Origin of the sequence: uncultured Tyzzerella sp. (assembly GCF_963558545.1) — a bacterium.
In the GTDB taxonomy this organism is placed as follows: Bacteria; Bacillota; Clostridia; order Lachnospirales; family CAG-274; genus Tyzzerella.
The window spans coordinates 35,125-58,519 of sequence record NZ_CAUWHO010000007.1 but is presented as its reverse complement, the minus strand read 5'-3'; the positions used below and the strand labels follow the sequence as shown (position 1 = coordinate 58,519).

At 31.0% G+C, this 23,395-nt stretch carries 37 protein-coding genes; 1 reads left to right on the top strand and 36 read right to left on the bottom strand.

The features are described 5' to 3' along the window. Window positions 1-288: 288 nt before the first annotated feature. From R5Z65_RS01630 to R5Z65_RS01460, 35 genes are all read right to left on the bottom strand, one after another. The gene (locus R5Z65_RS01630) at window positions 289-825 is read right to left on the bottom strand and encodes a L17 family ribosomal protein (protein WP_317366640.1); all 537 of its coding nucleotides are present in this window, start codon (window positions 823-825) and stop codon (window positions 289-291) included. Window positions 826-849: 24 nt separating this feature from the next. Continuing rightward, the gene (locus tag R5Z65_RS01625) at window positions 850-1,809 is read right to left on the bottom strand and encodes a DNA-directed RNA polymerase subunit alpha (RefSeq protein WP_317366639.1); all 960 of its coding nucleotides are present in this window, start codon (window positions 1,807-1,809) and stop codon (window positions 850-852) included. Between the two features lie 91 nt (window positions 1,810-1,900). Beyond that, window positions 1,901-2,491 (bottom strand): 30S ribosomal protein S4, encoded by a 591-nt coding sequence (gene rpsD, locus R5Z65_RS01620; RefSeq protein WP_317366638.1) that lies wholly within the window; start codon window positions 2,489-2,491, stop codon window positions 1,901-1,903. A gap of 33 nt (window positions 2,492-2,524) precedes the next feature. Continuing rightward, entirely contained in the window at window positions 2,525-2,926 is a 402-nt protein-coding gene (gene rpsK / locus R5Z65_RS01615) for a 30S ribosomal protein S11 (protein ID WP_250278379.1), read from the bottom strand. Window positions 2,927-2,951: 25 nt separating this feature from the next. After that, window positions 2,952-3,320: a 30S ribosomal protein S13 gene (gene rpsM / locus R5Z65_RS01610; RefSeq protein WP_250278378.1), complete on the bottom strand. Its 369-nt coding sequence runs from the start codon at window positions 3,318-3,320 to the stop codon at window positions 2,952-2,954. A gap of 160 nt (window positions 3,321-3,480) precedes the next feature. Next, entirely contained in the window at window positions 3,481-3,594 is a 114-nt protein-coding gene (rpmJ, locus tag R5Z65_RS01605) for a 50S ribosomal protein L36 (RefSeq protein WP_317359701.1), read from the bottom strand. Between the two features lie 17 nt (window positions 3,595-3,611). Beyond that, window positions 3,612-3,830: a translation initiation factor IF-1 gene (infA, locus tag R5Z65_RS01600; RefSeq protein WP_250278376.1), complete on the bottom strand. Its 219-nt coding sequence runs from the start codon at window positions 3,828-3,830 to the stop codon at window positions 3,612-3,614. A gap of 29 nt (window positions 3,831-3,859) precedes the next feature. After that, window positions 3,860-4,117: a KOW domain-containing RNA-binding protein gene (locus R5Z65_RS01595; protein WP_250278375.1), complete on the bottom strand. Its 258-nt coding sequence runs from the start codon at window positions 4,115-4,117 to the stop codon at window positions 3,860-3,862. Window positions 4,118-4,142: 25 nt separating this feature from the next. Then, entirely contained in the window at window positions 4,143-4,892 is a 750-nt protein-coding gene (gene map / locus R5Z65_RS01590; RefSeq protein ID WP_317366634.1) for a type I methionyl aminopeptidase, read from the bottom strand. After that, a complete protein-coding gene (locus R5Z65_RS01585; RefSeq protein WP_317366632.1) occupies window positions 4,892-5,530 on the bottom strand; it encodes an adenylate kinase in 639 nt (212 codons plus the stop codon). The genes map and R5Z65_RS01585 overlap by 1 nt, the downstream gene beginning before the upstream one ends. 82 nt (window positions 5,531-5,612) lie before the next feature. Continuing rightward, on the bottom strand, window positions 5,613-6,857 hold the full coding sequence (gene secY / locus R5Z65_RS01580) for a preprotein translocase subunit SecY (protein WP_317366631.1): 1,245 nt from the start codon (window positions 6,855-6,857) through the stop codon (window positions 5,613-5,615). Beyond that, on the bottom strand, window positions 6,857-7,300 hold the full coding sequence (gene rplO, locus R5Z65_RS01575; protein WP_317366630.1) for a 50S ribosomal protein L15: 444 nt from the start codon (window positions 7,298-7,300) through the stop codon (window positions 6,857-6,859). The genes secY and rplO overlap by 1 nt, the downstream gene beginning before the upstream one ends. 20 nt (window positions 7,301-7,320) lie before the next feature. Then, on the bottom strand, window positions 7,321-7,497 hold the full coding sequence (gene rpmD, locus R5Z65_RS01570) for a 50S ribosomal protein L30 (protein ID WP_317366629.1): 177 nt from the start codon (window positions 7,495-7,497) through the stop codon (window positions 7,321-7,323). Between the two features lie 13 nt (window positions 7,498-7,510). After that, window positions 7,511-8,020, bottom strand: coding sequence for a 30S ribosomal protein S5 (gene rpsE, locus R5Z65_RS01565; protein WP_317366661.1), 510 nt, complete (start codon window positions 8,018-8,020; stop codon window positions 7,511-7,513). Between the two features lie 12 nt (window positions 8,021-8,032). Further along, the gene (rplR, locus tag R5Z65_RS01560; RefSeq protein ID WP_317366628.1) at window positions 8,033-8,401 is read right to left on the bottom strand and encodes a 50S ribosomal protein L18; all 369 of its coding nucleotides are present in this window, start codon (window positions 8,399-8,401) and stop codon (window positions 8,033-8,035) included. Window positions 8,402-8,420: 19 nt separating this feature from the next. Continuing rightward, window positions 8,421-8,963, bottom strand: coding sequence for a 50S ribosomal protein L6 (gene rplF, locus R5Z65_RS01555; RefSeq protein ID WP_317366627.1), 543 nt, complete (start codon window positions 8,961-8,963; stop codon window positions 8,421-8,423). Between the two features lie 24 nt (window positions 8,964-8,987). Next, window positions 8,988-9,389 carry a 30S ribosomal protein S8 gene (gene rpsH, locus R5Z65_RS01550; RefSeq protein ID WP_317366626.1) on the bottom strand — a complete coding sequence of 134 codons (402 nt, stop codon included), beginning with the start codon at window positions 9,387-9,389 and terminating at the stop codon, window positions 8,988-8,990. 24 nt (window positions 9,390-9,413) lie between these two features. Then, complete coding sequence (locus R5Z65_RS01545) at window positions 9,414-9,599, bottom strand: type Z 30S ribosomal protein S14 (RefSeq protein WP_250278365.1); 186 nt, start codon at window positions 9,597-9,599, stop codon at window positions 9,414-9,416. A 15-nt stretch (window positions 9,600-9,614) separates the two neighbouring features. Then, window positions 9,615-10,154, bottom strand: coding sequence for a 50S ribosomal protein L5 (gene rplE, locus R5Z65_RS01540; RefSeq protein WP_317366625.1), 540 nt, complete (start codon window positions 10,152-10,154; stop codon window positions 9,615-9,617). Window positions 10,155-10,174: 20 nt separating this feature from the next. Continuing rightward, window positions 10,175-10,489, bottom strand: coding sequence for a 50S ribosomal protein L24 (gene rplX, locus R5Z65_RS01535; protein WP_317366624.1), 315 nt, complete (start codon window positions 10,487-10,489; stop codon window positions 10,175-10,177). 12 nt (window positions 10,490-10,501) lie between these two features. Continuing rightward, window positions 10,502-10,870 carry a 50S ribosomal protein L14 gene (rplN, locus tag R5Z65_RS01530; RefSeq protein ID WP_317366622.1) on the bottom strand — a complete coding sequence of 123 codons (369 nt, stop codon included), beginning with the start codon at window positions 10,868-10,870 and terminating at the stop codon, window positions 10,502-10,504. A gap of 26 nt (window positions 10,871-10,896) precedes the next feature. Beyond that, the gene (rpsQ, locus tag R5Z65_RS01525) at window positions 10,897-11,151 is read right to left on the bottom strand and encodes a 30S ribosomal protein S17 (RefSeq protein ID WP_284345824.1); all 255 of its coding nucleotides are present in this window, start codon (window positions 11,149-11,151) and stop codon (window positions 10,897-10,899) included. A gap of 27 nt (window positions 11,152-11,178) precedes the next feature. Then, window positions 11,179-11,385, bottom strand: a complete 207-nt coding sequence (gene rpmC, locus R5Z65_RS01520) for a 50S ribosomal protein L29 (protein ID WP_317366619.1) — start codon at window positions 11,383-11,385, stop codon at window positions 11,179-11,181. Continuing rightward, complete coding sequence (gene rplP, locus R5Z65_RS01515; RefSeq protein WP_317359734.1) at window positions 11,375-11,815, bottom strand: 50S ribosomal protein L16; 441 nt, start codon at window positions 11,813-11,815, stop codon at window positions 11,375-11,377. Before rplP ends, rpmC begins: the two co-directional genes overlap by 11 nt. Further along, window positions 11,815-12,489, bottom strand: coding sequence for a 30S ribosomal protein S3 (gene rpsC, locus R5Z65_RS01510; RefSeq protein ID WP_317366618.1), 675 nt, complete (start codon window positions 12,487-12,489; stop codon window positions 11,815-11,817). Before rpsC ends, rplP begins: the two co-directional genes overlap by 1 nt. Before the next feature lie 11 nt (window positions 12,490-12,500). Beyond that, window positions 12,501-12,908 carry a 50S ribosomal protein L22 gene (gene rplV / locus R5Z65_RS01505; protein WP_317366617.1) on the bottom strand — a complete coding sequence of 136 codons (408 nt, stop codon included), beginning with the start codon at window positions 12,906-12,908 and terminating at the stop codon, window positions 12,501-12,503. A gap of 25 nt (window positions 12,909-12,933) precedes the next feature. After that, window positions 12,934-13,218 (bottom strand): 30S ribosomal protein S19, encoded by a 285-nt coding sequence (rpsS, locus tag R5Z65_RS01500; protein WP_317359741.1) that lies wholly within the window; start codon window positions 13,216-13,218, stop codon window positions 12,934-12,936. A 16-nt stretch (window positions 13,219-13,234) separates the two neighbouring features. Beyond that, window positions 13,235-14,065 carry a 50S ribosomal protein L2 gene (gene rplB, locus R5Z65_RS01495; RefSeq protein WP_317366616.1) on the bottom strand — a complete coding sequence of 277 codons (831 nt, stop codon included), beginning with the start codon at window positions 14,063-14,065 and terminating at the stop codon, window positions 13,235-13,237. 74 nt (window positions 14,066-14,139) lie between these two features. Continuing rightward, window positions 14,140-14,439 carry a 50S ribosomal protein L23 gene (gene rplW / locus R5Z65_RS01490; RefSeq protein ID WP_317366615.1) on the bottom strand — a complete coding sequence of 100 codons (300 nt, stop codon included), beginning with the start codon at window positions 14,437-14,439 and terminating at the stop codon, window positions 14,140-14,142. Further along, window positions 14,439-15,062, bottom strand: coding sequence for a 50S ribosomal protein L4 (gene rplD / locus R5Z65_RS01485; protein ID WP_317366614.1), 624 nt, complete (start codon window positions 15,060-15,062; stop codon window positions 14,439-14,441). The genes rplW and rplD overlap by 1 nt, the downstream gene beginning before the upstream one ends. A gap of 29 nt (window positions 15,063-15,091) precedes the next feature. Then, window positions 15,092-15,721 carry a 50S ribosomal protein L3 gene (rplC, locus tag R5Z65_RS01480; protein WP_317366613.1) on the bottom strand — a complete coding sequence of 210 codons (630 nt, stop codon included), beginning with the start codon at window positions 15,719-15,721 and terminating at the stop codon, window positions 15,092-15,094. Between the two features lie 168 nt (window positions 15,722-15,889). Continuing rightward, the gene (rpsJ, locus tag R5Z65_RS01475; RefSeq protein WP_250278352.1) at window positions 15,890-16,201 is read right to left on the bottom strand and encodes a 30S ribosomal protein S10; all 312 of its coding nucleotides are present in this window, start codon (window positions 16,199-16,201) and stop codon (window positions 15,890-15,892) included. A gap of 651 nt (window positions 16,202-16,852) precedes the next feature. Next, a complete protein-coding gene (locus R5Z65_RS01470; protein WP_317366612.1) occupies window positions 16,853-17,425 on the bottom strand; it encodes a hypothetical protein in 573 nt (190 codons plus the stop codon). 149 nt (window positions 17,426-17,574) lie between these two features. Further along, window positions 17,575-19,740: a YhgE/Pip domain-containing protein gene (locus R5Z65_RS01465; RefSeq protein ID WP_317366610.1), complete on the bottom strand. Its 2,166-nt coding sequence runs from the start codon at window positions 19,738-19,740 to the stop codon at window positions 17,575-17,577. Between the two features lie 117 nt (window positions 19,741-19,857). Next, on the bottom strand, window positions 19,858-20,418 hold the full coding sequence (locus R5Z65_RS01460) for a stalk domain-containing protein (protein ID WP_317366609.1): 561 nt from the start codon (window positions 20,416-20,418) through the stop codon (window positions 19,858-19,860). Between the two features lie 217 nt (window positions 20,419-20,635). Between R5Z65_RS01460 and R5Z65_RS01455 the strand changes: the two genes are divergently transcribed. Next, window positions 20,636-21,928, top strand: coding sequence for a hypothetical protein (locus R5Z65_RS01455; protein ID WP_317366607.1), 1,293 nt, complete (start codon window positions 20,636-20,638; stop codon window positions 21,926-21,928). A gap of 103 nt (window positions 21,929-22,031) precedes the next feature. On the opposite strand, the gene ftsZ is transcribed toward R5Z65_RS01455, so the two are convergent. Continuing rightward, window positions 22,032-23,276, bottom strand: a complete 1,245-nt coding sequence (gene ftsZ, locus R5Z65_RS01450; protein WP_317366605.1) for a cell division protein FtsZ — start codon at window positions 23,274-23,276, stop codon at window positions 22,032-22,034. Window positions 23,277-23,395 lie beyond the last annotated feature (119 nt).

Genomic DNA, 23,395 nt, shown 5'->3' with positions numbered 1-23,395 from the left:
AAATTTTTATATTGCATTTTTTATTTATCTTTATATAATACTTAATAGATTATCTCATTTTTTAACAAATATTAAATATTTACTTTTATATTATTTTATCCACAATCTGTACTATATCTATACATATAAAAAAGCCGAAGATAAAATCTTCAGCTTTTTATTGATTATTACAATTAAGGTACAACTTAATGAATGTAATTAAAATTTATATACGTTTTTTGTATTAAATTTTAATTACATAAATTTTAGGAGTACCTGTTTTTGAATATAAAGTATTCAAAAAATTGATTAAATAAGTTCTATAATAACTTCTTCTGCACCATCACCACGTCTAGCACCAAGTTTTACAATACGAGTATAACCACCTGGTCTACCAACATATTTTGGAGCAATTTCTTCAAACATTTTTTTAGGCATATCAACAACTTTAGTGTTGCTTCTTTTCTTTCTACCATCAGCAGGTACTTCTGTTACAGGGTAAAGTACACTAAGCATTTTTCTTCTAGCATTTAATCTTGAAGGAAGGTCTTTTTTAATAGTTTTATCAACTTCATCAAAAACAGTAACTTTTTTACCATTTACAACTTCCTTAATTCTTTTACCTTCAGCATCTTTTTTAGCTACTTTAGCTTTAACAGTAACTTCTTCAAAGTTATCTTTTTCTTTAATAGCAAGAGTTATTAACTTTTCAGCTATTCTTCTAATTTCTTTAGCTTTGGCTTCAGTAGTTTTAATTTTGCCGTGATATAAAAGGTTAGTTACTTGATTACGAAGTAACGCCTTACGTTGGCTTGATGTACGCCCAAGTTTTCTGTATCCAGCCATTACTAATCCTCCTTAAATAATATATTATTCATCACTAGGACTTAAAGCAAGCCCAAGCTCTGCCATTTTTCCAAGAACTTCTTCTAAAGACTTACGTCCTAGATTACGTACTTTCATCATATCATCTTCTGTTTTATTTGCAAGGTCTTCAACTGTGTTAATACCTGCACGTTTAAGACAGTTATAAGAACGAACAGAAAGGTCAAGCTCTTCTATACTAAGCTCAAGCACCTTTTCTTTCTTGCCTTCTTCTTTTTCGACCATAATTTCTGTATTTTTAGCATTATCTGATAAATCAATAAATAAAGCTAAATGTTCATTAAGTACTTTAGCAGCTAAACTTACAGCATCATCTGGGCTAACAGTACCATTAGTCCATACTTCAAAAGTAAGTTTATCATAGTCAGTTATTTGACCAACACGAGTATCCTCTACAATAAAGTTTACCCTTTCTACAGGAGTATATAAAGAATCAACAGGAATCATTCTTATAGGTTGGTCTGGCTTTTTATTTTTAGAAGCTTCTACATATCCTCTACCTTTAGTAATAGTAATTTCCATAAAAACTTTACTTTCAGCACCACCACTTAAAGTAGCAATATGCAAATCTGGATTTACAATTTCTATGTCAGAATCTACTTTTATATCTTTAGCCTTAATTTCACCTTCGCCAGAAAAATCTATATAAGCAACTTTAGGGTCGTTGCTAGTACTATTGTTTTTAATAGCAAGATTTTTAAGGTTTAATATAATTTCTGTAACATCTTCTTTAACACCTGGGATAACGCTAAATTCGTGTGGAACACCATCAATTTTTATATTGCTAACAGCAGCTCCTGGTAAAGTAGATAAAAGAATTCTTCTTAAAGAGTTACCAAGAGTAGTACCATATCCTCTTTCTAAAGGTTGAACAATAAATTTGCCATATCTTTTATCTTCTGATATCTCAGCAATTTCAATGCGAGGTTTTTCAAATCCTAACACTAATTTTAACCTCCCTTATAAATATCTTAAACTACTAGTATTTTTTAGGAAGTAAATTTTCCCAAAAAATACTAGATAATTAAAAAATAGGTTATTTAGAATATAACTCAACGATAAGTGTTTCGTTAACAGGTAAATCAAGTTGGTCTCTAGAAGGCATAGTAACCACGCTACCTTTAAGATTTTCTGTATCTGCAGTTAACCAAGCAGGAACAACTCTTGACCCTGTAACCTCAAGTACATCTTTAAATCTTTGTAAGTCTTTTTTGTTTTCTTTAACTTCGATAACATCACCAACTTTAACTCTATAAGAAGGGATATTAACTTTTTTACCGTTTACACGGATTAAATTGTGACGAACAATTTGTCTAGCTTCTTTTCTAGTACGACCAAGACCTAATCTATAAACTACGTTATCAAGTCTAAGTTCAAGAAGCATAAGAAGGTTTTCACCAGTAATACCGTGCATATTATCTGCAACTTTATAGTAGTTTCTAAATTGTTTTTCTAAAACACCATATATAAATTTAACTTTTTGTTTTTCTTTTAATTGAATACCGTATTCGCTTAATTTTCTCATTGTTCTTTTACGTTTACTAGCTTTTTTAGTAACCCCAAGAACAATAGGGTCGATACCAAGGTATCTGCATCTTTTAAGAACAGGACCCATATCTCTAGCCATTTCTAATAGCACCTCCTAAATTTATAGTAATGATTAAACTCTTCTTCTTTTTGGTGGTCTACAACCGTTGTGTGGTACAGGAGTAACATCTTTAATCATAGTTACATCAAGACCTGCTGCTTGTAAAGCACGAATAGCAGCTTCTCTACCACTACCAGGGCCTTTTACAAAAACTTCAACTGTTTTTAAGCCATAATCTTTTGCAGCAAGAGCAGCTTTGTCTGCAGCCATTTGTGCAGCATAAGGAGTAGATTTTCTAGAGCCTCTAAACCCTAATTCACCAGCACTTGCCCAAGAAAGAGCATTACCAGAAGCATCTGTAATAGTTACAATTGTATTATTAAAAGTTGATTGAATGTGTGCTTGACCACGCTCAACAACTTTTCTGTCGCGACGTCTACGGCCTGTAGATTTTTTTACTGTCTTTTTAGCCATTTAACTCTAAACCTCCTTCAAAAGATTATTTTTTCTTATTAGCAACAGTTCTTCTAGGACCTTTTCTAGTTCTAGCATTAGTCTTAGTTTTTTGTCCTCTAACTGGAAGACCTTTTCTATGACGGATACCTCTGTAGCATCCAATTTCAACAAGGCGTTTAATATTAAGAGCTATCTCTCTTCTTAAATCACCTTCTACAGTTTGAGTAGCATCAATTACTTCACGAATTTTAGCCACTTCATCGTCAGATAAATCTCTTACTCTAGTGTTTGGGTCAATACCAGCTTCAGCTAATATTCTATTAGAGCTAGCACGTCCGATACCATATACATAAGTAAGACCAATTTCTATACGTTTTTCTCTTGGTAAGTCAACACCCGCAATACGAGCCATTAATTCTTGCACCTCCTGAAAATTAGGTTTATTAACCTTTACAATTTTATTTATTTTTCTTCTATCAACATTTATATAATATACTTTAGACAGCCGCATCTAAAGTATCAGTACCCAGTTTGACTGGTATTTAAAGGTTCTCGTACCTTTAAATGCCATATTAACCTTGTTTTTGTTTGTGTTTAGGGTTTTCACAGATAACTCTGATAGCCCCTTTTCTTCTAATAATTCTGCATTTTTCACACATAGGTTTAACAGATGGTCTAACTTTCATTTTTTAAACTCCTTTCATCATTTATCTCTCCAAGTAATCCTACCTTTAGTTAAATCATAAGGAGACATTTCTATCATAACTTTATCTCCAGGTATAATTCTAATAAAGTTCATACGTAGTTTACCTGATATATGAGCTAGGATTTGATGTCCGTTTTCAAGCTCCACTTTAAAAGTAGCATTTGGAAGCTTTTCAAGGACAGTACCTTCCACTTCGATAACATCGTTTTTAGACAAGGTATAAAACCTCCTTAATACTATTACAATTAAATTTTAAAAGGCTCTAATGCTTTTCTAATATCTGCATCTAACAGATAAAGATTTTCATCAAGCTTCTTTTTTATATTATAATCTATTTTGTTAACAATTTGAACATGTTTTTTCTTTTTTTTCTTAGGTTTTTCTAATTTTCTTAGTTCACCATCAACCAAGTATAAAAATTCGTCATCAAGACCAAAAATTATAAAAGGTCGTCTTTTATCACGTCCACATTTAGAATAAACAACTTGACCTTTGGTATACAACCTAATTCACCTCAATATAAAAATCTTAAAGTGTGAGTATTTCTGGTTCATTTTCTGTAATAATAACAGTATTTTCATAGTGTGCACATAAAGAACCATCTTTTGTAACAACTGTCCAGCCATCTTGAAGCACTTTTATATCTTTTGCTCCAGCATTTACCATAGGCTCAATAGCTAAAGCCATACCTTTTACAAGCTTAGGTCCTTTTTTATTAAAAGGTCTAAAATTAGGTATTTGTGGGTCTTCGTGTAGGTTTTTACCTATACCGTGTCCTACATAATCTCTAACTACTGAAAAACCATTATCTTCAATATATTTTTGTACTGCAGCGGATATATCGTATAGATAATATCCCACTTTTGCAAATTTTATTCCCTCAAAGAAAGAGCCTTTAGTAACATCTATAAGCCTTTTAACTTCATCGGATACATTACCAACAGCAAAAGTTCTGGCTGCATCTGCGTGAAACCCATTTTTATAAGTTCCCACATCTATACTAATAATATCACCTTCTTTAAGAGCAATATCTGAAGGTATACCATGTATTAATTGATTATTAACTGATGCACATATAGTAGCAGGAAAACCACCATAACCTTTAAAAGAAGGCGTTGCATCTTTAGATTTAATAAAATCAAAAGCTATTTTATCAAGCTCTTTTGTAGAAATACCAGGCTTAATACAAGTTTCCATAAGTTGTAAAACTTGTGCATTTATTTTGCCTGCTTCTCTCATAAAATCTATATGCTTATCATTTTTTATTGTAATAGACATTATTTAGCCCCTTCTAAAGCATCTATTAATTGCTTACTTATATCATCAATGTTACCAACACCGTTTATCTCTAAAAGGAGTCCTTTGTTTTTATAATAATCAATTATAGGTGATGTAGATGTATGGTAAACAGAAAGTCTGTTTTTAACAGTTTCTTCGTTATCATCTTTACGTTGAACAAGTGCAGTGCCACATTCACTACAAATGCCATCTTCTTTAGGTGGATTATATTTTATGTGATACATTTGCCCACATTTAGGACAACCACGTCTACCAACCATACGTTCGATAATAAGGTCATCTTCAACACTTATTAAAACAACTTTGTCAATCTCTCCAACAATAGATGGCAAGCCTTCTGCTTGTTCTACATTACGAGGATATCCATCTAATATAAATCCATTTTTGCAATCGTCTTTTTTGATTCTGTTAGAAAGAAGTGCCTCTACAATCTCATCAGAAACAAGCTCTCCAGCGTTCATTATATCTATAATCTTTAAGCCAAGTTCTGTTTTAAGATTAATTTCTTCTCTTAATAAATCGCCAGTAGAAATGTGTGCTATATCAAAATGCTTTGATAAAACTTTAGCCTGCGTACCTTTACCAGCACCAGGGCTTCCTATAAGTACAAGTTTCATATTTACCCTTCTTTCAAAATAACGTTTGTATATTTGGTTAATATAGAGAAAGTGCTAAGCACTCCCTCGAATCACCAAATTTTTAACCTAAAAATCCTTTATAATTTCTCATTAAAAGTTGAGAATCAAGCTGTTTAACAATCTCTAATGCAACACCTGTTATAATAAGGAGTGTTGTTCCTCCAAACCCAACATTTACTTTGAATATCCATTCAAATAATACTGGTACTATAGCTATAACAGCATAGAAACAAGCTCCTATTAAAGAGATTTTATTTACAACATTTTGTATAAAATCAGAAGTAGGCTTTCCTGGTCTAATACCAGGTATAAATCCACCATTCTTCTTCATATTTTCTGCAACCTCAATAGGGTTAAAAGAAAATGATGTATAGAAAGATGTAAAACAAAAAATCAGTATAATATATAATATAGCACCTATAGGGTTAGTTATATTTAAAATACGTACAACTTCTTGTAGCCAGTTTGGTGGTGTTTGCCAAAGCTGTGCAATAGTTTGTGGAAACTGCAATATAGATATTGCAAAAATGATAGACATAACACCTGCAATATTAACCTTAATAGGTATAAAAGTAGATTGTCCACCATACATTTTTCTACCAACCATTTTTTTAGAATATTGTACAGGAATTCTTCTTTCACCATCTTGAACAAGTATAACAAAAGCTATAAGAAGAATGAATAAAACAATTATTATAGCTGCTTTTATATATGCTGCTGTCCCACCACCTACTGTATCTACATAAATAGTTTTAACAGTATTTGGTAAGCTAGCTAATATATTAGCAAAGATAATAAAAGATGTACCATTGCCAATGCCTTTTTCAGTTAATCTTTCACCAAGCCACATAACCAATATAGTACCTGCTACCATAGATAATGCAGCAACAAAATATACCCAAGCATTTTGATAAACAAAAGCACCTTTTAAAGATAATATTTGTCCTGTAGCTTGCATAAAAGCTAATACAACAGCTAATACACGAGTATATTTATTAATTATTTTTCTTCCTTGCTCGCCTTCTTTATTAAGCTGTTCAAGTTTAGGTATAGCAACTGTTAAAAGTTGCATAATAATCGATGAAGTAATGTATGGCCCTATACCTAAAGCAAAAATTGTTCCAAAAGCACCACCAGTAATAATATTATATAATGTATTGTTACTGTTTGTACTTAAGTCTGCAATATTAATACCTGGAACTGTTATTTTAGTACCTATTCTTATAACTAAAGTCATAAGAATCATAAATATTATTCTTTTACGCAAATCAGGTACTTTCCAAGCATTTCTAAAGGTTGAAAACATTAAATCACCTCAGCTTTTCCGCCCGCTGCTTCAATTTTTTCAATAGCTGTTTTGCTAAATAAATTTACTTTAACAGTTATATTTTTAATAGTTAATTCTCCATTACCAAGAATTTTAACACCATCTCTAGGGTTACTTACTAACCCTTTTGATTTAAGAGCATCAATATCAATAGTAGCTCCATCTTCAAAAACGTTTAAAAGATTTACGTTAATAGCAACGATTTCTTTATGGTTTCTGCAATGGAAACCTCTTTTAGGTATTCTTCTGTAAAGAGGCATTTGACCACCTTCAAATCCTGGTCTTACACCGCCGCCAGAACGTGCGTTTTGCCCTTTATGTCCTCTACCTGCAGTTTTACCATTACCAGAACCGTGTCCTCTACCTCTACGAAATACTTTACCTTTTGAGCCTTCAGCTGGTCTTAATTCACTTAAATTCATTTAAGGGACACCTCCTTCTACTAGATTTCTTCAACTTTAACTAAGTGTTTAACTTGTTGAATCATACCTCTAATAGCTGCATTATCTTCTTTAACGATAGAGCTATTAGTTTTTCTAAGTCCTAAAGCTTCAACAGTTTTTTTATGTTTAGGGATAGCACCAATTGTAGATTTAACTAAAGTAATTTTTAAACTCATTTATATGCCCTCCTTAACCTAAAATTTCTTCAACTGTTTTACCACGAAGTCTAGCAACACGTTCAGGAGTAGTAACTCGGTTTAATCCTTCAATAGTTGCATTAACAACGTTTTTCTTGTTATTAGAACCTAAAGATTTTGTTCTAATATTTCTAATACCTGCAAGCTCTAACACAGCACGAGCAGGACCACCAGCGATTACCCCAGTACCTTCTGGAGCTGGTTTTAATAATACAGTTGCACTTCCAAATTTACCCATCATTTCGTGGTAAATACTATCATCTTTATTACGTTCAACATAAATAAGGTTTTTCATAGCATCTTCTTTGCCTTTTCTAATAGCATCAGGTATTTCCATAGCTTTACCAAGACCAACGCCAACGTGTCCGTTTTCATCTCCAACTACTACTAATGCTGCAAAACGGAAAGTACGACCACCTTTAACAACCTTAGTAACACGTTTAATAGTAACAACCTTATCTTTTAAATCAAGCGTACTAGCATTAATTTTGTTTCTCAAGATTTTCCCTCCTTACTAAAATTGTAAGCCAGCTTCTCTAGCTGCTTCAGCTAAAGCCATAACTTTGCCTTGATATATATAACCGCCACGGTCAAATACAACTGTATCAATACCTTTAGCGATAGCTTTTTTAGCAACTTCAGCACCAACTACTTTAGCTGCTTCAACATCAGATGTTTTAGAAAGCTTACCTTTAATGTCCGCCTCCATAGTAGATGCAGAAACTATTGTATTGCCTACTGTATCATCTATGATTTGTGCATAGATGTGTTTATTACTTCTAAATACTGCCAATCTAGGTTTTTGTGCTGTACCACTTACTTTATTACGGATTCTTAAGTGACGTTTTTCTCTAGCTTCAGCACGTGATGGCTTTCTTATCATAGTGTCCTCACCCCTTTATTTATTTCTTACCTGTTTTACCAACTTTACGTCTAATGTGTTCAGTAGTATATTTAATACCTTTACCTTTGTAAGGCTCTGGTGGACGTTTAGATCTAATTTCCGCAGCAAACTGTCCAACTTTTTCTTTATCAATACCAGAAACGATAATTTTATTAGTTCCTTCTACAGTAGTAGTAACGCCCTCTGGGTCAATCATTTCAACAGGGTGAGAATAACCTAAAGTAAGGTTTAATTTGTTACCAGATTTAGCAGCTCTGTAACCAACCCCGTTTATTTCAAGTTCTTTAGTATAGCCTTCTGTAACACCTACAACCATATTGAAAATAAGTGTTCTAGTAAGACCGTGTAAAGATTTATATCTTTTTAAATCACTAGGTCTAGTAACAACTACTTCGTTGTTTTCAACTGTGATAGTTAAATCGTCAACTAATTTACGAGTTAAAGTACCTTTAGCACCTTTAACAGTAATAACATTGCCTTCCTCAAGCTTAACTTCAACACCAGCTGGGATAGCAATAGGTAATCTACCTATACGTGACATTTATTGCACCTCCTGTTTTTTTAATTACCAAACAAAAGCGATAATTTCTCCGCCAACACCAAGTTTTCTAGCTTCTTTATCTGTAACAATCCCTTTGTTAGTAGAGATGATAGCAGTACCAAGACCACCTAAAACTCTAGGAAGCTCTTCTCTGTTAGCATAAACTCTAAGACCAGGCTTAGAAATTCTTTTTATACCAGAAATAACCTTTTCGTTTTTATCTTTTCCATATTTAAGCGTGATACGCATAGTCTTTTTCACGCCATCTTCGATTAATTCAAAACCTTTTACATAACCTTCATTTACTAAAATATTAGCAATAGCTTCTTTCATTTTAGAAGAAGGTACATCAACTGTATTATGTTTTGCAGTATTTGCATTTCTAATTCTTGTAAGCATATCTGCAATAGGATCACTCATTGACATTATAAAAATCCTCCTTTCCCAAAATTACCAACTAGCTTTTTTTACTCCCGGGATTTGACCTTTGTAGGCTAATTCACGGAAACAAATACGACATATACCAAATTTTCTTAAATAACCATGTGGTCTACCGCATATTCTACAACGAGTATAAGCTTGTGTTGAATGTTTTGGTTTTCTTTGTTGCTTCACGACCATAGATTTTTTAGCCATATTCTTGCTCCTCCCTTATTTTTTAAACGGCATACCGAATAATCTTAATAACTCTCTAGCTTCTTCATCTGTTTTAGCAGTAGTAACAAAAACGATATCCATACCTCTAATTTTATCAATTTTATCATATCTAATTTCAGGGAACATAAGTTGTTCTTTAACACCTAAAGTGTAGTTACCTCTACCATCAAATGAGTTAGCACTAACACCACGGAAATCACGAACACGAGGTAAAGCTAAATTTATTAATCTGTTAGCAAAGCTGTACATTTTTTCGCCTCTAAGTGTAACTTTACAACCAATAGGCATACCTGCACGAAGTTTAAATGCTGCAATAGATTTTTTAGCTTTAGTAATAATTGGTTTTTGACCTGCAATAATAGCTAAATCACCAGCAGCGCTTTCAATAGCTTTAGCATTTTCTTTTGCCTCACCAAGACCCATATTGATAACTATTTTTTCAATTTTTGGAACTTCCATTTTATTTTTGTATGAAAATTTTTTCATCATAGCATCAACTATTTCATTTTCATAGTATTCTCTTAAAACGTTCACAGTAAAATGTACCTCCTTTCTTAATCAATAACTTCTCCAGTTTTTTTGATTATTCTCTTTTTAACTCTTTTACCATTTACTTCTTCAACTTTGTATCCAAGTCTGCTAGCTTTACCATTGTGTAAATACATTACGTTAGAAGCATCAATAGGAGCTTCTTTAGTAATAATACCACCTGTATGGTTTATAGCATTTGGTTTTTGATGTTTTTTAATTTGATTAACACCTTCAACTACAACTTTGTTATTTTTTCTATCTACAAGAAGAACTTTACCTTCTTTATCTTTATCTTTACCAGCAATAACAACTACCTTGTCGCCTCTTTTAATCTTCACAATTACACCTCCTTATAATACTTCAGGTGCAAGAGATAAGATTTTCATAAATTGTTTTTCTCTAAGCTCTCTAGCAACTGGTCCAAATATACGAGTACCTCTTGGGTTTTTGTCATCTTTGATGATAACAGCAGCGTTTTCATCAAATTTAATATAAGAACCATCTGGTCTTGAAGCACCTTTAACAGTTCTAACAACAACAGCCTTAACAACGTCACCTTTTTTAACAACGCCACCAGGTGTTGCATCTTTAACAGTAGCAACAATAATGTCACCTATATTTGCATATCTTCTAGTTGAACCACCTAATACTCTGATACATAATAACTCTTTAGCACCTGAGTTATCGGCAACAACTAATCTTGATTCTTGTTGTATCAATGTAGTTACCTCCTTTCATACAGGAACTATTTAGCTTTTTCTACAATATTAACAAGTCTCCATCTTTTATCTTTAGATAAAGGTCTTGTTTCCATAACTTTAACACGGTCACCAATTTTACATTCATTATTTTCATCGTGAGCTTTTAACTTATAAGTAGTCTTCACAATTTTTTTGTATAATGGGTGTCTAACATTGTTTTCTACAGCAACAACGATAGTTTTGTCCATTTTGTCGCTTACAACTTTACCAATTCTTGTTTTACGAAGATTTCTTTCCACTAAGGTTACCTCCTTCCATTATACTAATTACATACCTTTTTGCTTTTGAGTGATTACAGTTTGAATACGAGCAATATTTCTACGAACTTCTCTTATTCTAGCAGTATTATTTAATTGATTTGTAGCATTTTGAAATCTTAAATTAAATAATTCTTTTTTAGCAGACACTAATTCACCGTTTAACTCATCAGCAGATTTATTTTTAAGCTCTAATAAATAATCCTTAGTTTTCACTGTTATCACCTTCCATTTCTTGGTCAGCACGTGACACAATTTTACATTTAATAGGTAATTTGTGAATAGCAAGACGAAGGGCTTCACGAGCAACTTCTTCATTTACTCCAGCTATTTCAAACATAATTCTACCTGGTTTAACAACAGCTACCCAATATTCAGGTGAACCTTTACCAGAACCCATCCTTGTTTCAGCAGGTTTTTCAGTAATAGGTTTGTCTGGGAAAATTTTTATCCAAACTTTACCACCACGTTTGATGTATCTAGTCATAGCGATACGGGCAGCTTCTATTTGATTAGAAGTAATCCAGCTTGGTTCACAAGCTTGTATACCAAACTCACCATAAGTAATCTTATTACCACGAGTAGCTTTACCTTTTAAACGGCCTCTAAACTGTTTACGTCTTTTAACTCTTTTAGGCATTAACATTACTCTTCACTCCCTTCCTTAGCAGCTCTTTGAGGAAGAACTTCTCCTTTGTATATCCAAACTTTAACACCAATTTTACCATAAGTAGTGTCAGCTTCTGCAAATCCATAGTCAATATCTGCTCTTAAAGTTTGAAGAGGAATAGTTCCTTCGTGATAATGTTCAGTACGAGCCATTTCAGCACCGCCTAAACGTCCAGAACAAGCAGTTTTAATACCTTTAGCACCTAATCTCATTGTTCTAGTCATAGCTTGTTTCATAGCTCTTCTAAATGTTACACGGTTTTCTAATTGGCGTGCAATATCTTCAGCTACTAATTGAGAATCAAGCTCAGGTTTTTTAATTTCTTCTATGTTAATTAAAACTTTTTGAGAAGTCATTTTTTGAAGCTCATTGCTTAATGCTTGGATAGCTTCACCTTTTCTACCGATAACGTTGCCTGGTTTAGCTGTGTGAATAGTAATTTTCACTTTAGCATTATCGTTAGCTCCATTAACTCTCTCTATTTGAATTTTAGAAACGCTAGAGTCTTTTAATTTATTTTTAATACAAGTTCTAAGTGCATTATCTTCTACTAAGTAGTCAGCGTAGTTGTGTTTATCCGCATACCATACTGAATCCCAGTCTTTGATAACACCCACTCTTAACCCGTGTGGATTTACTTTTTGACCCATCGTGAACCTCCTTATCTTTCTTTAAGATATATTGAAATGTGTGCAGTACGTTTGTTAATTCTATAAGCTCTACCTTGAGCTCTAGGACGAATTCTTTTAAGAGTTGGTCCTTGATTAGCAACTACCTCATCAACATATAATTTATCAACATCAAATCCTAAGTTATGTTCTGCATTAGCCATAGCAGATTTTAAAACTTTTTCTATAATTTCAGCAGCATATCTTGGTGAGTAAGCAAGAATTGCTAAAGCTTCTGAAGCATTTTTACCTTTAATTTGGTCTAAAACTATTCTAGCTTTAGTGTTAGAAATTCTAGCAAAGTTGTGATGAGCTTCAGCTCTTTGTCTTTTAAGCTCTCTAGTAGCTGCGTTTCTAACTTTTCTTTTAAACTTACTTCTACTTTTAATCTGTTCAGACATTAAATTAACCTCCTTCCAAAGCCGATTAACGTACTCTTGATTTTTTCTCTGCGTCTTTTCCGTGTCCTCTATAAGTTCTAGTTAAAGCGAACTCTCCTAATTTGTGTCCAACCATATCTTCAGTAATGTATACAGGCACATGTTTTCTACCATCGTGAACAGCAATAGTGTGTCCAATCATCTCTGGAAAGATAGTAGAACGACGAGACCAAGTTTTTATAACATTTTTTGTGTTAGCAGCATTTTGAGCATCTACCTTTTTAAGAAGGTGTGCATCACAAAATGGTCCTTTTTTAAGCGATCTAGCCATTTAAACAGCCCTCCTTTTATTTATTTCTACCACGGATAATATATTTATTACTTGCTTTATGTTTCTTTCTAGTTTTGTATCCAAGAGCTGGTTTACCCCAAGGAGTACAAGGAGATGGTCTACCAATAGGTGCTCTACCTTCACCACCACCGTGAGGGTGATCATTAGGGTTCATAACAGAACCACGAACAGTAGGACGAATACCCATATGACGTTTTTTACCAGCTTTACCAATGTTGATAAGCTCGTGGTCAATATTACCAACTTGACCGATTGTAGCTCTACAATCAATAGGTAATAATCTCATTTCACCAGAAGGAAGTCTAACTGTTGCATATTTACCTTCTTTAGCCATTAATTGAGCAACGTTACCAGCAGCACGAACTAATTGTCCACCAGCACCTGGTTTCATTTCAATATTGTGAATTTCAGAACCAACTGGAATATTTCTCATAGGTAATGCGTTACCAATTCTGATTTCTGCATCTGGACCGTTAGATAATATATCTCCAACTTTTAAGCCGTTAGGTGCAATGATGTAAGATTTAACACCATCTGCATAGCTAATTAAAGCAATGTTAGATGTTCTGTTTGGGTCATATTCGATAGCAACAACTTTAGCATTGATACCGTCTTTATTTCTTTTAAAATCAATAATTCTATATTTTTTCTTATGTCCACCACCGTGATGACGAACAGTTATTTTACCCTGATTATTACGCCCAGAAGTTTTTTTAATGTGAACAACTAAGCTTTTTTCAGGAGTTTTTTTAGTAATTTCTGAGAAGTCAGAAACAGTCATCTGTCTTCTTGAAGGTGTATAAGGTTTAAATCTCTTAATACCCATTAATTACACTCCTTTCGATTTTCTTTACAACGTTTCCGTGTGTTTCATCAATTTAAAAACATTAATTTATTATACTACATTCCTTGGAAGATTTCAATATCTTTACTATCTTCTTTTAATGTAACGATTGCTTTTTTTCTATTGTTAGTTTTACCAAAAGTATAACCACGTCTTTTAGTTTTACCTGTTAAGTTCATAGTATTAACTGAGTCTACTTTAACCCCATCAAACATTTTTTCCACAGCTTGTTTAATTTGGATTTTAGTAGCTTCAGGGTGTACATAAAAAGCATATTTTCTATCAGCCATAAGCCCCATACTTTTTTCAGTAACAACAGGTTTTAAAATAACGTCATAGTATTTAATATCAGCCATTATTTGTACACCTCCTCAATTTTAGCTAAAGCTTCTTTAGTTACAACAAAGCTTTCATATTTTAAGATGTCATATACATTTATTGTATTAACACCAGCAGTTTTTACATTAGGTATATTTCTAGCAGATAATAACACATTTTTATTATTTTCTTCTAAAACAACTAACCCTTTGTTTACATTTAAATTATCAAGAACTTTTTTCATTTCTTTAGTTTTAATTTCGTTTAATTTAAGCTCATCTACAACAACAAATTTTTCGTTGTTTACTTTAGTAGTAAGAGCAGACTTAAGAGCTAATCTTTTAACTTTTTTATTTAATTTAAAAGAGAAATCTCTTGGTTTTGGAGCAAATACAACGCCACCACCAGTCCATTGAGGAGAACGTATAGAACCTTGTCTAGCACGACCAGTACCTTTTTGTCTCCAAGGTTTTCTACCACCACCACGAACTTCAGCACGTGTTTTAGCACTTTTAGTACCTTGTCTTTGATTAGCTAAGTATTGAACAACTGCTTGATGCATAACGTGTTCGTTTACTTCAACTCCAAATATATTTTCATTTAATTCAACAGAGCCTACTTCGCTTCCGCTCATATTTAAAACTTTTACAGTTATTGCCATTTAGGTTTTCCTCCTTTCGTAAAGATTAATTAAGCCTTTACGCTTTCTTTAATAACAAGAATTGAACCTTTGTTGCCAGGAACAGCACCTTTAACAAGAAGTAAATTCTTTTCAGCATCTACTCTAACAACCTCAAGGTTTTGAATAGTAACATTTTCTGCACCCATATGTCCAGGCATTTTTTTACCTTTTTTAACTTTACCAGGAGTAGTTGCAGAAGATAAAGAACCAACACCTCTGTGATATTTAGAACCGTGAGCCATAGGTCCTCTGTGTTGATTATGTCTTTTGATAGCACCTTGGAAACCTTTTCCTTTAGATACACCACTAACATCAATTTTATCACCAGCAGCAAATATGTCAGCTTTAATTAAAGCACCTAATTCATACTCACTTACATTTTCAAGTTTAAATTCTTTTAATAATTTTGTAGCAGAAACACCTGCTTTATCAAAATGTCCTTTTAAAGGTTTGTTAACTTTTTTCTCTTTAACTTCACCAAAGCCTACTTGAATAGCTTCGTATCCGTCATTTTCAATTGTTTTCTTTTGAGTAACAACACAAGGGCCTGCTTCTAAAACAGTAACAGGAATAAGTATACCATTTTCAGCAAAAATTTGTGTCATACCAATTTTTTTAGCAATAATGCTTTTTTTCATAATTAAATTGCACCTCCGTAGTCTACAGCGGATTACCCAATATATATTTTGAGTAATCATTCTAGGCAAATATAAGGCGAACTTATATAAACCAATTTGGATTAATTACATTATATTATTTGTAATTATTGTGTAAGTTATAACCATTTATTGATATATTACTAAAAATTATAACATTTTTAAAGTAATATCAACGCCAGCTGGTAAATCAAGACGGCTTAAGCTGTCCATAGTTTTTTGAGTTGGCATTAAAATATCAATCAATCTTTTGTGAGTTCTAAGCTCAAATTGTTCTCTAGAATCTTTGTACTTATGAACCGCTCTAAGGATAGTAACAACTTCCTTTTTAGTAGGAAGTGGAATAGGTCCACTCACTTGAGCACCTGTTTTTTTAGCAGTTTCAATAATTTGCACAGCAGATTGGTCGATTAACTTATGGTCATAAGCTTTAAGACTGATTCTAAGCTTTTGATTAGCCATAAAAAAAGTCCCCTCCTTTTCGTACTTTTAGTTTCTAGCACGACAAGCGGTGACTGTACACATCAATAAAATAGACATAATATGCCCAATGTCAAACATACTTAAAGCTATATATAGCAATAAAATGCTTACAAATATTCGATATACACAGTGACTTGTCGCCCGGTTTCTTGAACTGGACATCGCTCCATAGAAAAACTTACCACTAAGGTAACAACCTTCTATTTCATCGCTCTTAATGTCACAACACAACGTATTATAGCATATACTAAAAATATTTGCAAGCATTTTTTTACTTTTTTTATAATTTTTTTATTAACTAAATCTACTGGTAATAAAAATAAATACAATACTGTAGAATGTAGACAAAATAATATTAAAGTAAATTTTTTTCATTTTTATATCCTATTTATAGGGTATAAAAATTTTAATCACAATACGAAGCTTTGCCTTGGATTGTGTAAAGGCTAGATTTCGAGGGGTTTTAGCCCTTGTGCGAAAAAATCAGCTTTTTTACCTTAGAGTATCTCAAAAAAATAAACTTGTTATTTTTGAAGATATTGTATACTTTGTCTACAATATCATACTGTAACTATTGTAGAGTTTAATTATAAAATCTTTTCTATTTTACATAAAACCTACTATATTTATTTAATCTCCAAACACCTGTAAAATTATAACATCTGATAAAATTTCATCTTCTTCTATCATATTTTTTATTGTATTAAAATCTTCTTCTTTTAAGATACATATTTCATATTCGTCACTGCCTATATCTATAGAAGTTAAAATATAACCTAAAGGCTTTAATTTATTGTGTATCCTACGACTTACGTTTTCAATATCATCGTTATCATTATCATATTCTATGTCTTTTAAAGTTATATTTAGTTTTTGTGCATCTATAAGAGTTTCTAAGCCACCTATATACTCTTCAGCATATTCTTTCCAATCAAAAGTAAATAAAGGAGCTTTTAAGTATGCATCTTCGTCAAAATCATTATATGGTATTTCGTCTAAATCTTCATAAATTTCACTTATATTTTCACCTGTTAAACAGCTTGATACTATGTACTCCCAGTATGTTGCTTCATCATTTTCGTCATCTTTATTTTTCTCATAGTCATCTAAAAGCACTTTAGTATTTTCTAATATTTGGTGTTTTAATTCAGATTTTTGCGAAATAATTTCAACTATTTTTAATATTTTTTCTTTAAATTTCATTTTAATCCCCCCTTATAGTATATATAATAATGAATAATTTTATATATGTCAATATAGTATATATAATAATGAATAATTTTATATATACTATATTAATTTAAATAATCAATACAAATATCCTGTTGTAATAATTATCTAATATTTAGTTATTACATAAGATGTGTTTCTTCTAGTTTTTCTTCAAAAAATTCATTTATTTTAATAAGAGGTTTTCTCAAAAAAAGTCCTAGCAATAAAGAAAATGGTAAAAAACTAAGTAATTTTATAATATCTGTTTTATAGGCATTTTCATATATACCAGCAATAGTTTCTCTCATAGCATTTATACCATAAGTAAAAGGTATATATGGATTTATTTTTTGAAAAAATTCAGGTGTAACTTCTACAGGAAATGTTCCCCCTGCTCCTGCAACTTGTATAACAAGCAAAAACACACAAATAGCTTTACCAACATCACCAAAAGAAACAACAAGGGTATATATTATATTAATAAATACTATACTAGCTACTATACCTGCTAAAACAAATAAAACAGGGTTTAAACATTGTACCTTTAATATATATAAATCTCCTAAACATACAACAATAGCTTGTATAATACCTATTATCATAAATAAAAAATATCTCCCTATATAAGCTTGATAAGGCTTTATATTTTTTATATTATCATCTTCATAAACTCTAGTTTTTAACAACGACACTAATAATACTCCACCTACCCAAAAAGATAATATAGTATAAAAAGGTGTCATAGCAGAACCATAATTTGATATTTCATAAAAAGATACTTGTTCTACTTGAACAGGGGCAGAAATAAATTTACCTACTGTATTAGGGTCATTTTTTAATATAGTAGCAAGTTTTTTTAATTTATCCTCTGCTTTAACCTCTTGGATTTTCTTTTGTAAATTTTTAACATCATCTTGGCTACTTTGTATCACATTATTAGTACTTTCTATTGCCTTTTGGCTAGCTTCTATTGTATTAAATATACCATCTAGTATTTTATCCATTTGCGATATTATTCCCATTGTATTTTTAGATAATATATTAAAATCTACAAGCGTTTTATACATTTTTTCTGCTTCATAGTCTATATTAGGCTTTATATTAGCTCTATATAAGTCTTTTATACCAGATATGTCTTCTCTTACCTTATTTAACTGACTTCCCATACTTTTTCTTAAACTGTCTGATATATTATTACCACTATTTATTATTCTTTCTATATTTTCACCTGTTGATATAATATCGTTTAAAGCACCATTAAGCCTTTCTAGTTTATTAACAAACTCATCTATAATTTTTAACCTTATGGGAAGTTTATTATTCAAATTATTTAACACTCTATCAATATTTTTATTAATAGTTATAATTTTATCTGTTCTTTTATTAATAAAATCTATTTGCATTTTTATTATGTCTATATTATCTTCATTTACATTAGATACATCTTTCCATACATCTAGAATATCATTAGCTAAATCTTCTGATGTTAATAAAAAACTTTCTACTGTCCCTGTAATACTATTAAAAACCTGACTGGAAGAATGTATTAACCCATTTATATTATTTGACATATCTTCCCCATTTTGTGCAATAGATTTACCTGCTGGCAGTATTAATTTTGTTGTATCAATAAGGCTTTTTGTAGAATTTAACCCCTCATCAAAACTTTTAGATAAATTTTTATATTGTTCTAATGATGATGACACCTGGTTTAAAGCACTTATCATATTATCTGCAACTGTTTGCTCTTTTTCGTCTATTTTATTATAAGCAACTTTTAAAGTTCCTTCTAATACTTTGCTAGCAGTGTCTAAAAAAGCCTCATTTATTTGTTGTTGAACAACAGACACACCTTTATCTGTTATTTTAGGTGCTATAGCATTCTTTTTTTGGTTAACATAGTATTCTATTTTAGGAGTTTTTATGTCATCTGTTAAAATACTAGAAAAGTTTTCACTAAAATTTTCTGGTATAATAACCCCTGCGTAGTATTCTCCACTTTTAACACCTTCTATGGCTATATCTTTATCTACAAATACCCACCCTATATTATTATTTCCTTGTAGTTCTTCTTTTATTTTATCCCCTAAGTTTAAGTCTATATCCAATAGTTGTGTGCCTGTATCATTGTTAGAAACTGCAACTTTTAACCCATTTGTACTTCCATATGGGTCCCAACTAGCAGCTATATTAAACCAAGCATACAATGCAGGTATAAAACAAGCGCCTATTATAACAGTTAATGCTACTGGATTTTTTATAATTTTTTTAAAATCTCTATATGTTATCCTAAAAATATTTTTCACAAAAACACCTCTATAAATCTTATTATATAATTGTTAGATATACAACTATTATACATCTAAAAAAAATAAAATCAAGTAAAATTATTTTTACTTGATTTTATTTTTTAATTTTAAATATTAGTCAATATCAAAATCAATAACAGCACCTGTTAGTGCATTAATGCTTACTTCATAAACTTTGTTATTTTTCATTATTTTAAATTCATAATCTGGAATATCATCATCGTCATAAATATCAGCATCTTGTGAAATAACACTTCCACCTCCAACAGCTTTTATAGCTGCTTCTTTAGCTACTTCCATACTAATTAACTTTTGTCCATTAGAGATGTTAGCGTTTGGAGTAGTAGGCATTGTAGTCGCCCCTGTATCTGCTAATGGTAAATCTGTTGGTTCTCCGTTTGCATCAGGTGTTTTATTCCCTGTATTAATATAAATAGACCTAGTTTTAGAATCCCAAGAAATTTCGTGCCCTAATGCATCACTTACAGTTCTTAATGGAACATAAGTTGTCCCATTACTTATAAAAGCACTGCTACCCTTGCCAGTATTAACACCATTTACAATAAGGTTTTTAACAGAGTATACTGCTTTCATATTAACAACATTAGCGGCAAAAGCTGATACAGATGTCATAATAATACCACCAATTAATAATCCACTAATAAATTTTTTCATTATTATTTCCTCCTAAAATTTTTAATTTTTATATATTATATAACGTAATCTTACTTTTAAAGTTTAATGTTTTTATACAATATTTATTTTAAAATTTTTTGTAATATTTTTTTAATTTTATTGTAATTATTTTTAAATAATTTTGATATATAATATAATAACATAACATAAAATATAGCTTAATTGAAATAATTGAAATAATTTAGGGTGATATTCTATGAAATTTTTTAAAATAAACATAATAGTTGCATTTTTTATAATATTTTTATTTAAAACAACTATATATGCAAATCCAAATAAAATATATGCTACATATACTGCAAATAACCTTACCTTAACAAGTTATAGTAAAAGTTGGAATAAAACTATGCTAAAAGACTTGTATGGAGAGCTTATAAATAATCTTCACGGTGATGAATTTGATTATTTAAGTAATATATACATATATCCAGATGCACCAGAGGGTGTAAATGGACTTTATTTTGACGACATACATTTAGAGGGTAATAACTATATATTAGGTCCTAATGCCTATATTAATCTTTATAATGGAGAAAGATATAATACAGTACCTAAAATAGCTTATACACTATCTCACGAATATGGGCATCATTATATGATATGTAATCTTGTAAAGTCTGAAAATATATACTATAACAATTTAAAAGATTCTAAGTATGTAAAAATAAGAGGACTAACTAATATGCCTGTTATATATAATTATAATGATGATGATAATTATTTATACCATTGGGACATAATGGAAATAATGGCAGATGATTATGTTCAGCTTTTAGGTTCATCTAATGCTAAATTATCTTATGACTACAAATCTGTAGATGAGCTTATAAAATTAAATAAACCACCTTATGAAAATCCATCTAGCTTTAATCTAAAGCCCCAACTAAACCCTTATATTCCACTAGCAGCAGATATTAATGGACTTTACCCTTATTTGTTAGAGCTTAGCAACTTTACTATTTCACAACATAAAATACCTAAAAAACCAAAATTAAATAACATTACAGGCTATGTAGACATTAACGGAGAACCTACATATAATGTTAGTTGGAACAACCCAAATAAAAACGAACCATTTGAATACACATTAGTTATATATCCAGATGACAACCCATTTATACCATACCCGTTAAAGACATTAACATCTAAAGAGCCATTAAATGTTACTTTTGGTAGTTATAGTATAGAGCAAAAAGACGGCTCTTTAAAATCTATTTCACAAAAATACGAGGGTAAATATACTTTAAAGCTATATATTAAAGACTCTTTAGGCTTTATATATTCATCGCCTCCTTTAACAGATAATTTTACATCACTTTCAAAAAAAATACTATCTGATGCCAAAGCTAAACCAACCTATAAAAATGAACCTAGTAATGTAAAAAAAGAACCTAACATTACCTCAAATTCTAAGGTTGTAGGTCCAAGTACTACTGGTTCTTTAGGCGATTTATTTTATATAAATAAAAATAAAAATAAACTTAATTAAAATAGATATATTAAGTTTATTTAAATAATATATAGGAATACCTTAATTGTATTTAAGAAAAAAATAAAACTAGATATTTATCTAGTTTTATTTTTTTAATATTTTATCTATTTTTTCTTAAAAATGTTGGTATATTTAATTTTCCAGTTTCATTTTCTTTTTGTCTGTTTAATCCATAATTATTAGGTTCTTGTGGAGTAAATACAGGTTCTTGCGAATGATTAATTGTTGGTTGTGCTACTTGTGGTTGTACTTGTTGTGTATTAATATTAGAAAAACCGTTTTGTAAATGTTGTGGAGCAACATTAAATTGTTGTTGGTTATTTACTCCTTGATGTATGTTAGGTTGTATGTTAGATTGCATATCTGAAACTAAATCTTGTCCATTTCCTTCCACATCTCTAAGGTCTGTTGCAACAATAGTAATAATAACTCTATCTGTAAGGTTTTCCTCTATGGAAGTACCATATATAACGTTAGCAGATACGTCAAGCATAGCAGTTATACTAGAAATACCTCTATCTATTTCTTTAAGAGCAAGGTCTGGGCCACCAGCTACATTAACAAGTATACTTTTAGCTCCCTCTATAGATGTTTCTAATAATGGACTATTAATAGCACCATTAACAGCATCTTGCATTTTATTTTTACCAGCACCCTCACCAACACCAAGATGTGCATATCCTTTATCTTTCATAATTGTAGTAACATCTGCAAAGTCTACGTTTATCTCTGCAGCATTTTTAATAATATTTGCAATACCTGTAACCCCTTGTCTTAAAACTTCATCTACTCTATGAAAAGCTTCTATTTGAGTTACATCATCTTCTATAATATCTAGTATACGTTCATTAGGAATAACAATAAGAGTATCTACGTTCTCTTTTAATCTTTCTATACCTTCCATAGCATTTAAAGCTCTTTTTTTACCTTCAAAATTAAAAGGCTTAGTTACAACAGCAACAGTTAAAACACCTTGACTTTTAGCAATATTAGCAACAACAGATGCAGCACCAGTACCAGTACCTCCACCCATACCAGCAGTTACAAATACCATATCTGCACCTTGTACAGCTTGTGAAATATCATCTTTAGATTCTTCTGCTGCTATTCTTCCAACTTCGGGATTTCCACCTGCTCCAAGTCCACGAGTAGATTTTTCTCCAATAACAATAGTTTTTTGAGCTAAACTTTTATTAAGTGCTTGTCTATCTGTATTTATGGAAATAAAGTCTATATCTGTAGAGCCACATTCTACCATTCTATTAACAGCATTATTACCAGCACCACCAACACCTATAACTATAATTTTTTCTTCTTCATTATTAATATTCTCTAAACCTATCAAGATATAACCCTCCTAAATCATCTTCAATTTTATATTATACACCATATATTTTAATAATTCAATTTATTTATAATATTTTTATAATATAAGTATATATTTTTTTAAAAATTTTTCAAGTA

Bases quoted from the DNA above. Each gene is read 5' to 3' on its own strand.
- rpsJ (WP_250278352.1), bottom strand. From the start codon at position 16,201: ATGGCTAATCAAAAGCTTAGAATCAGTCTTAAAGCTTATGACCATAAG.
- rplR (WP_317366628.1), bottom strand. From the start codon at position 8,401: ATGATAAGAAAGCCATCACGTGCTGAAGCTAGAGAAAAACGTCACTTA.
- rpsK (WP_250278379.1), bottom strand. From the start codon at position 2,926: ATGGCTAAAAAGACAGTAAAAAAATCTACAGGCCGTAGACGTCGCGAC.
- rpmD (WP_317366629.1), bottom strand. From the start codon at position 7,497: ATGAGTTTAAAAATTACTTTAGTTAAATCTACAATTGGTGCTATCCCT.
- rplB (WP_317366616.1), bottom strand. From the start codon at position 14,065: ATGGGTATTAAGAGATTTAAACCTTATACACCTTCAAGAAGACAGATG.
- R5Z65_RS01470 (WP_317366612.1), bottom strand. From the start codon at position 17,425: ATGAAATTTAAAGAAAAAATATTAAAAATAGTTGAAATTATTTCGCAA.
- R5Z65_RS01585 (WP_317366632.1), bottom strand. From the start codon at position 5,530: ATGAAACTTGTACTTATAGGAAGCCCTGGTGCTGGTAAAGGTACGCAG.
- rplD (WP_317366614.1), bottom strand. From the start codon at position 15,062: ATGGCAATAACTGTAAAAGTTTTAAATATGAGCGGAAGCGAAGTAGGC.
- rpmJ (WP_317359701.1), bottom strand. From the start codon at position 3,594: ATGAAAGTTAGACCATCTGTTAAACCTATGTGTGAAAAATGCAGAATT.
- R5Z65_RS01460 (WP_317366609.1), bottom strand. From the start codon at position 20,418: ATGAAAAAATTTATTAGTGGATTATTAATTGGTGGTATTATTATGACA.
- rpsD (WP_317366638.1), bottom strand. From the start codon at position 2,491: ATGGCTAGAGATATGGGTCCTGTTCTTAAAAGATGCAGATACCTTGGT.
- secY (WP_317366631.1), bottom strand. From the start codon at position 6,857: ATGTTTTCAACCTTTAGAAATGCTTGGAAAGTACCTGATTTGCGTAAA.
- R5Z65_RS01455 (WP_317366607.1), top strand. From the start codon at position 20,636: ATGAAATTTTTTAAAATAAACATAATAGTTGCATTTTTTATAATATTT.
- rpsS (WP_317359741.1), bottom strand. From the start codon at position 13,218: ATGGCTAGATCGCTTAAAAAAGGACCATTTTGTGATGCACACCTTCTT.
- rpsH (WP_317366626.1), bottom strand. From the start codon at position 9,389: ATGTCAATGAGTGATCCTATTGCAGATATGCTTACAAGAATTAGAAAT.
- R5Z65_RS01630 (WP_317366640.1), bottom strand. From the start codon at position 825: ATGGCTGGATACAGAAAACTTGGGCGTACATCAAGCCAACGTAAGGCG.
- rplC (WP_317366613.1), bottom strand. From the start codon at position 15,721: ATGAAAAAAAGCATTATTGCTAAAAAAATTGGTATGACACAAATTTTT.
- rplF (WP_317366627.1), bottom strand. From the start codon at position 8,963: ATGTCACGTATAGGTAGATTACCTATTGCTATCCCAGCTGGTGTTGAA.
- rplO (WP_317366630.1), bottom strand. From the start codon at position 7,300: ATGAATTTAAGTGAATTAAGACCAGCTGAAGGCTCAAAAGGTAAAGTA.
- rpsC (WP_317366618.1), bottom strand. From the start codon at position 12,489: ATGGGTCAAAAAGTAAATCCACACGGGTTAAGAGTGGGTGTTATCAAA.
- R5Z65_RS01545 (WP_250278365.1), bottom strand. From the start codon at position 9,599: ATGGCTAAAAAATCTATGGTCGTGAAGCAACAAAGAAAACCAAAACAT.
- rplV (WP_317366617.1), bottom strand. From the start codon at position 12,908: ATGTCTGAACAGATTAAAAGTAGAAGTAAGTTTAAAAGAAAAGTTAGA.
- rplW (WP_317366615.1), bottom strand. From the start codon at position 14,439: ATGGCTGATATTAAATACTATGACGTTATTTTAAAACCTGTTGTTACT.
- rplP (WP_317359734.1), bottom strand. From the start codon at position 11,815: ATGTTAATGCCTAAAAGAGTTAAAAGACGTAAACAGTTTAGAGGCCGT.
- map (WP_317366634.1), bottom strand. From the start codon at position 4,892: ATGTCTATTACAATAAAAAATGATAAGCATATAGATTTTATGAGAGAA.
- rpsM (WP_250278378.1), bottom strand. From the start codon at position 3,320: ATGGCTCGTATTGCGGGTGTTGACTTACCAAGAGAAAAACGTATAGAA.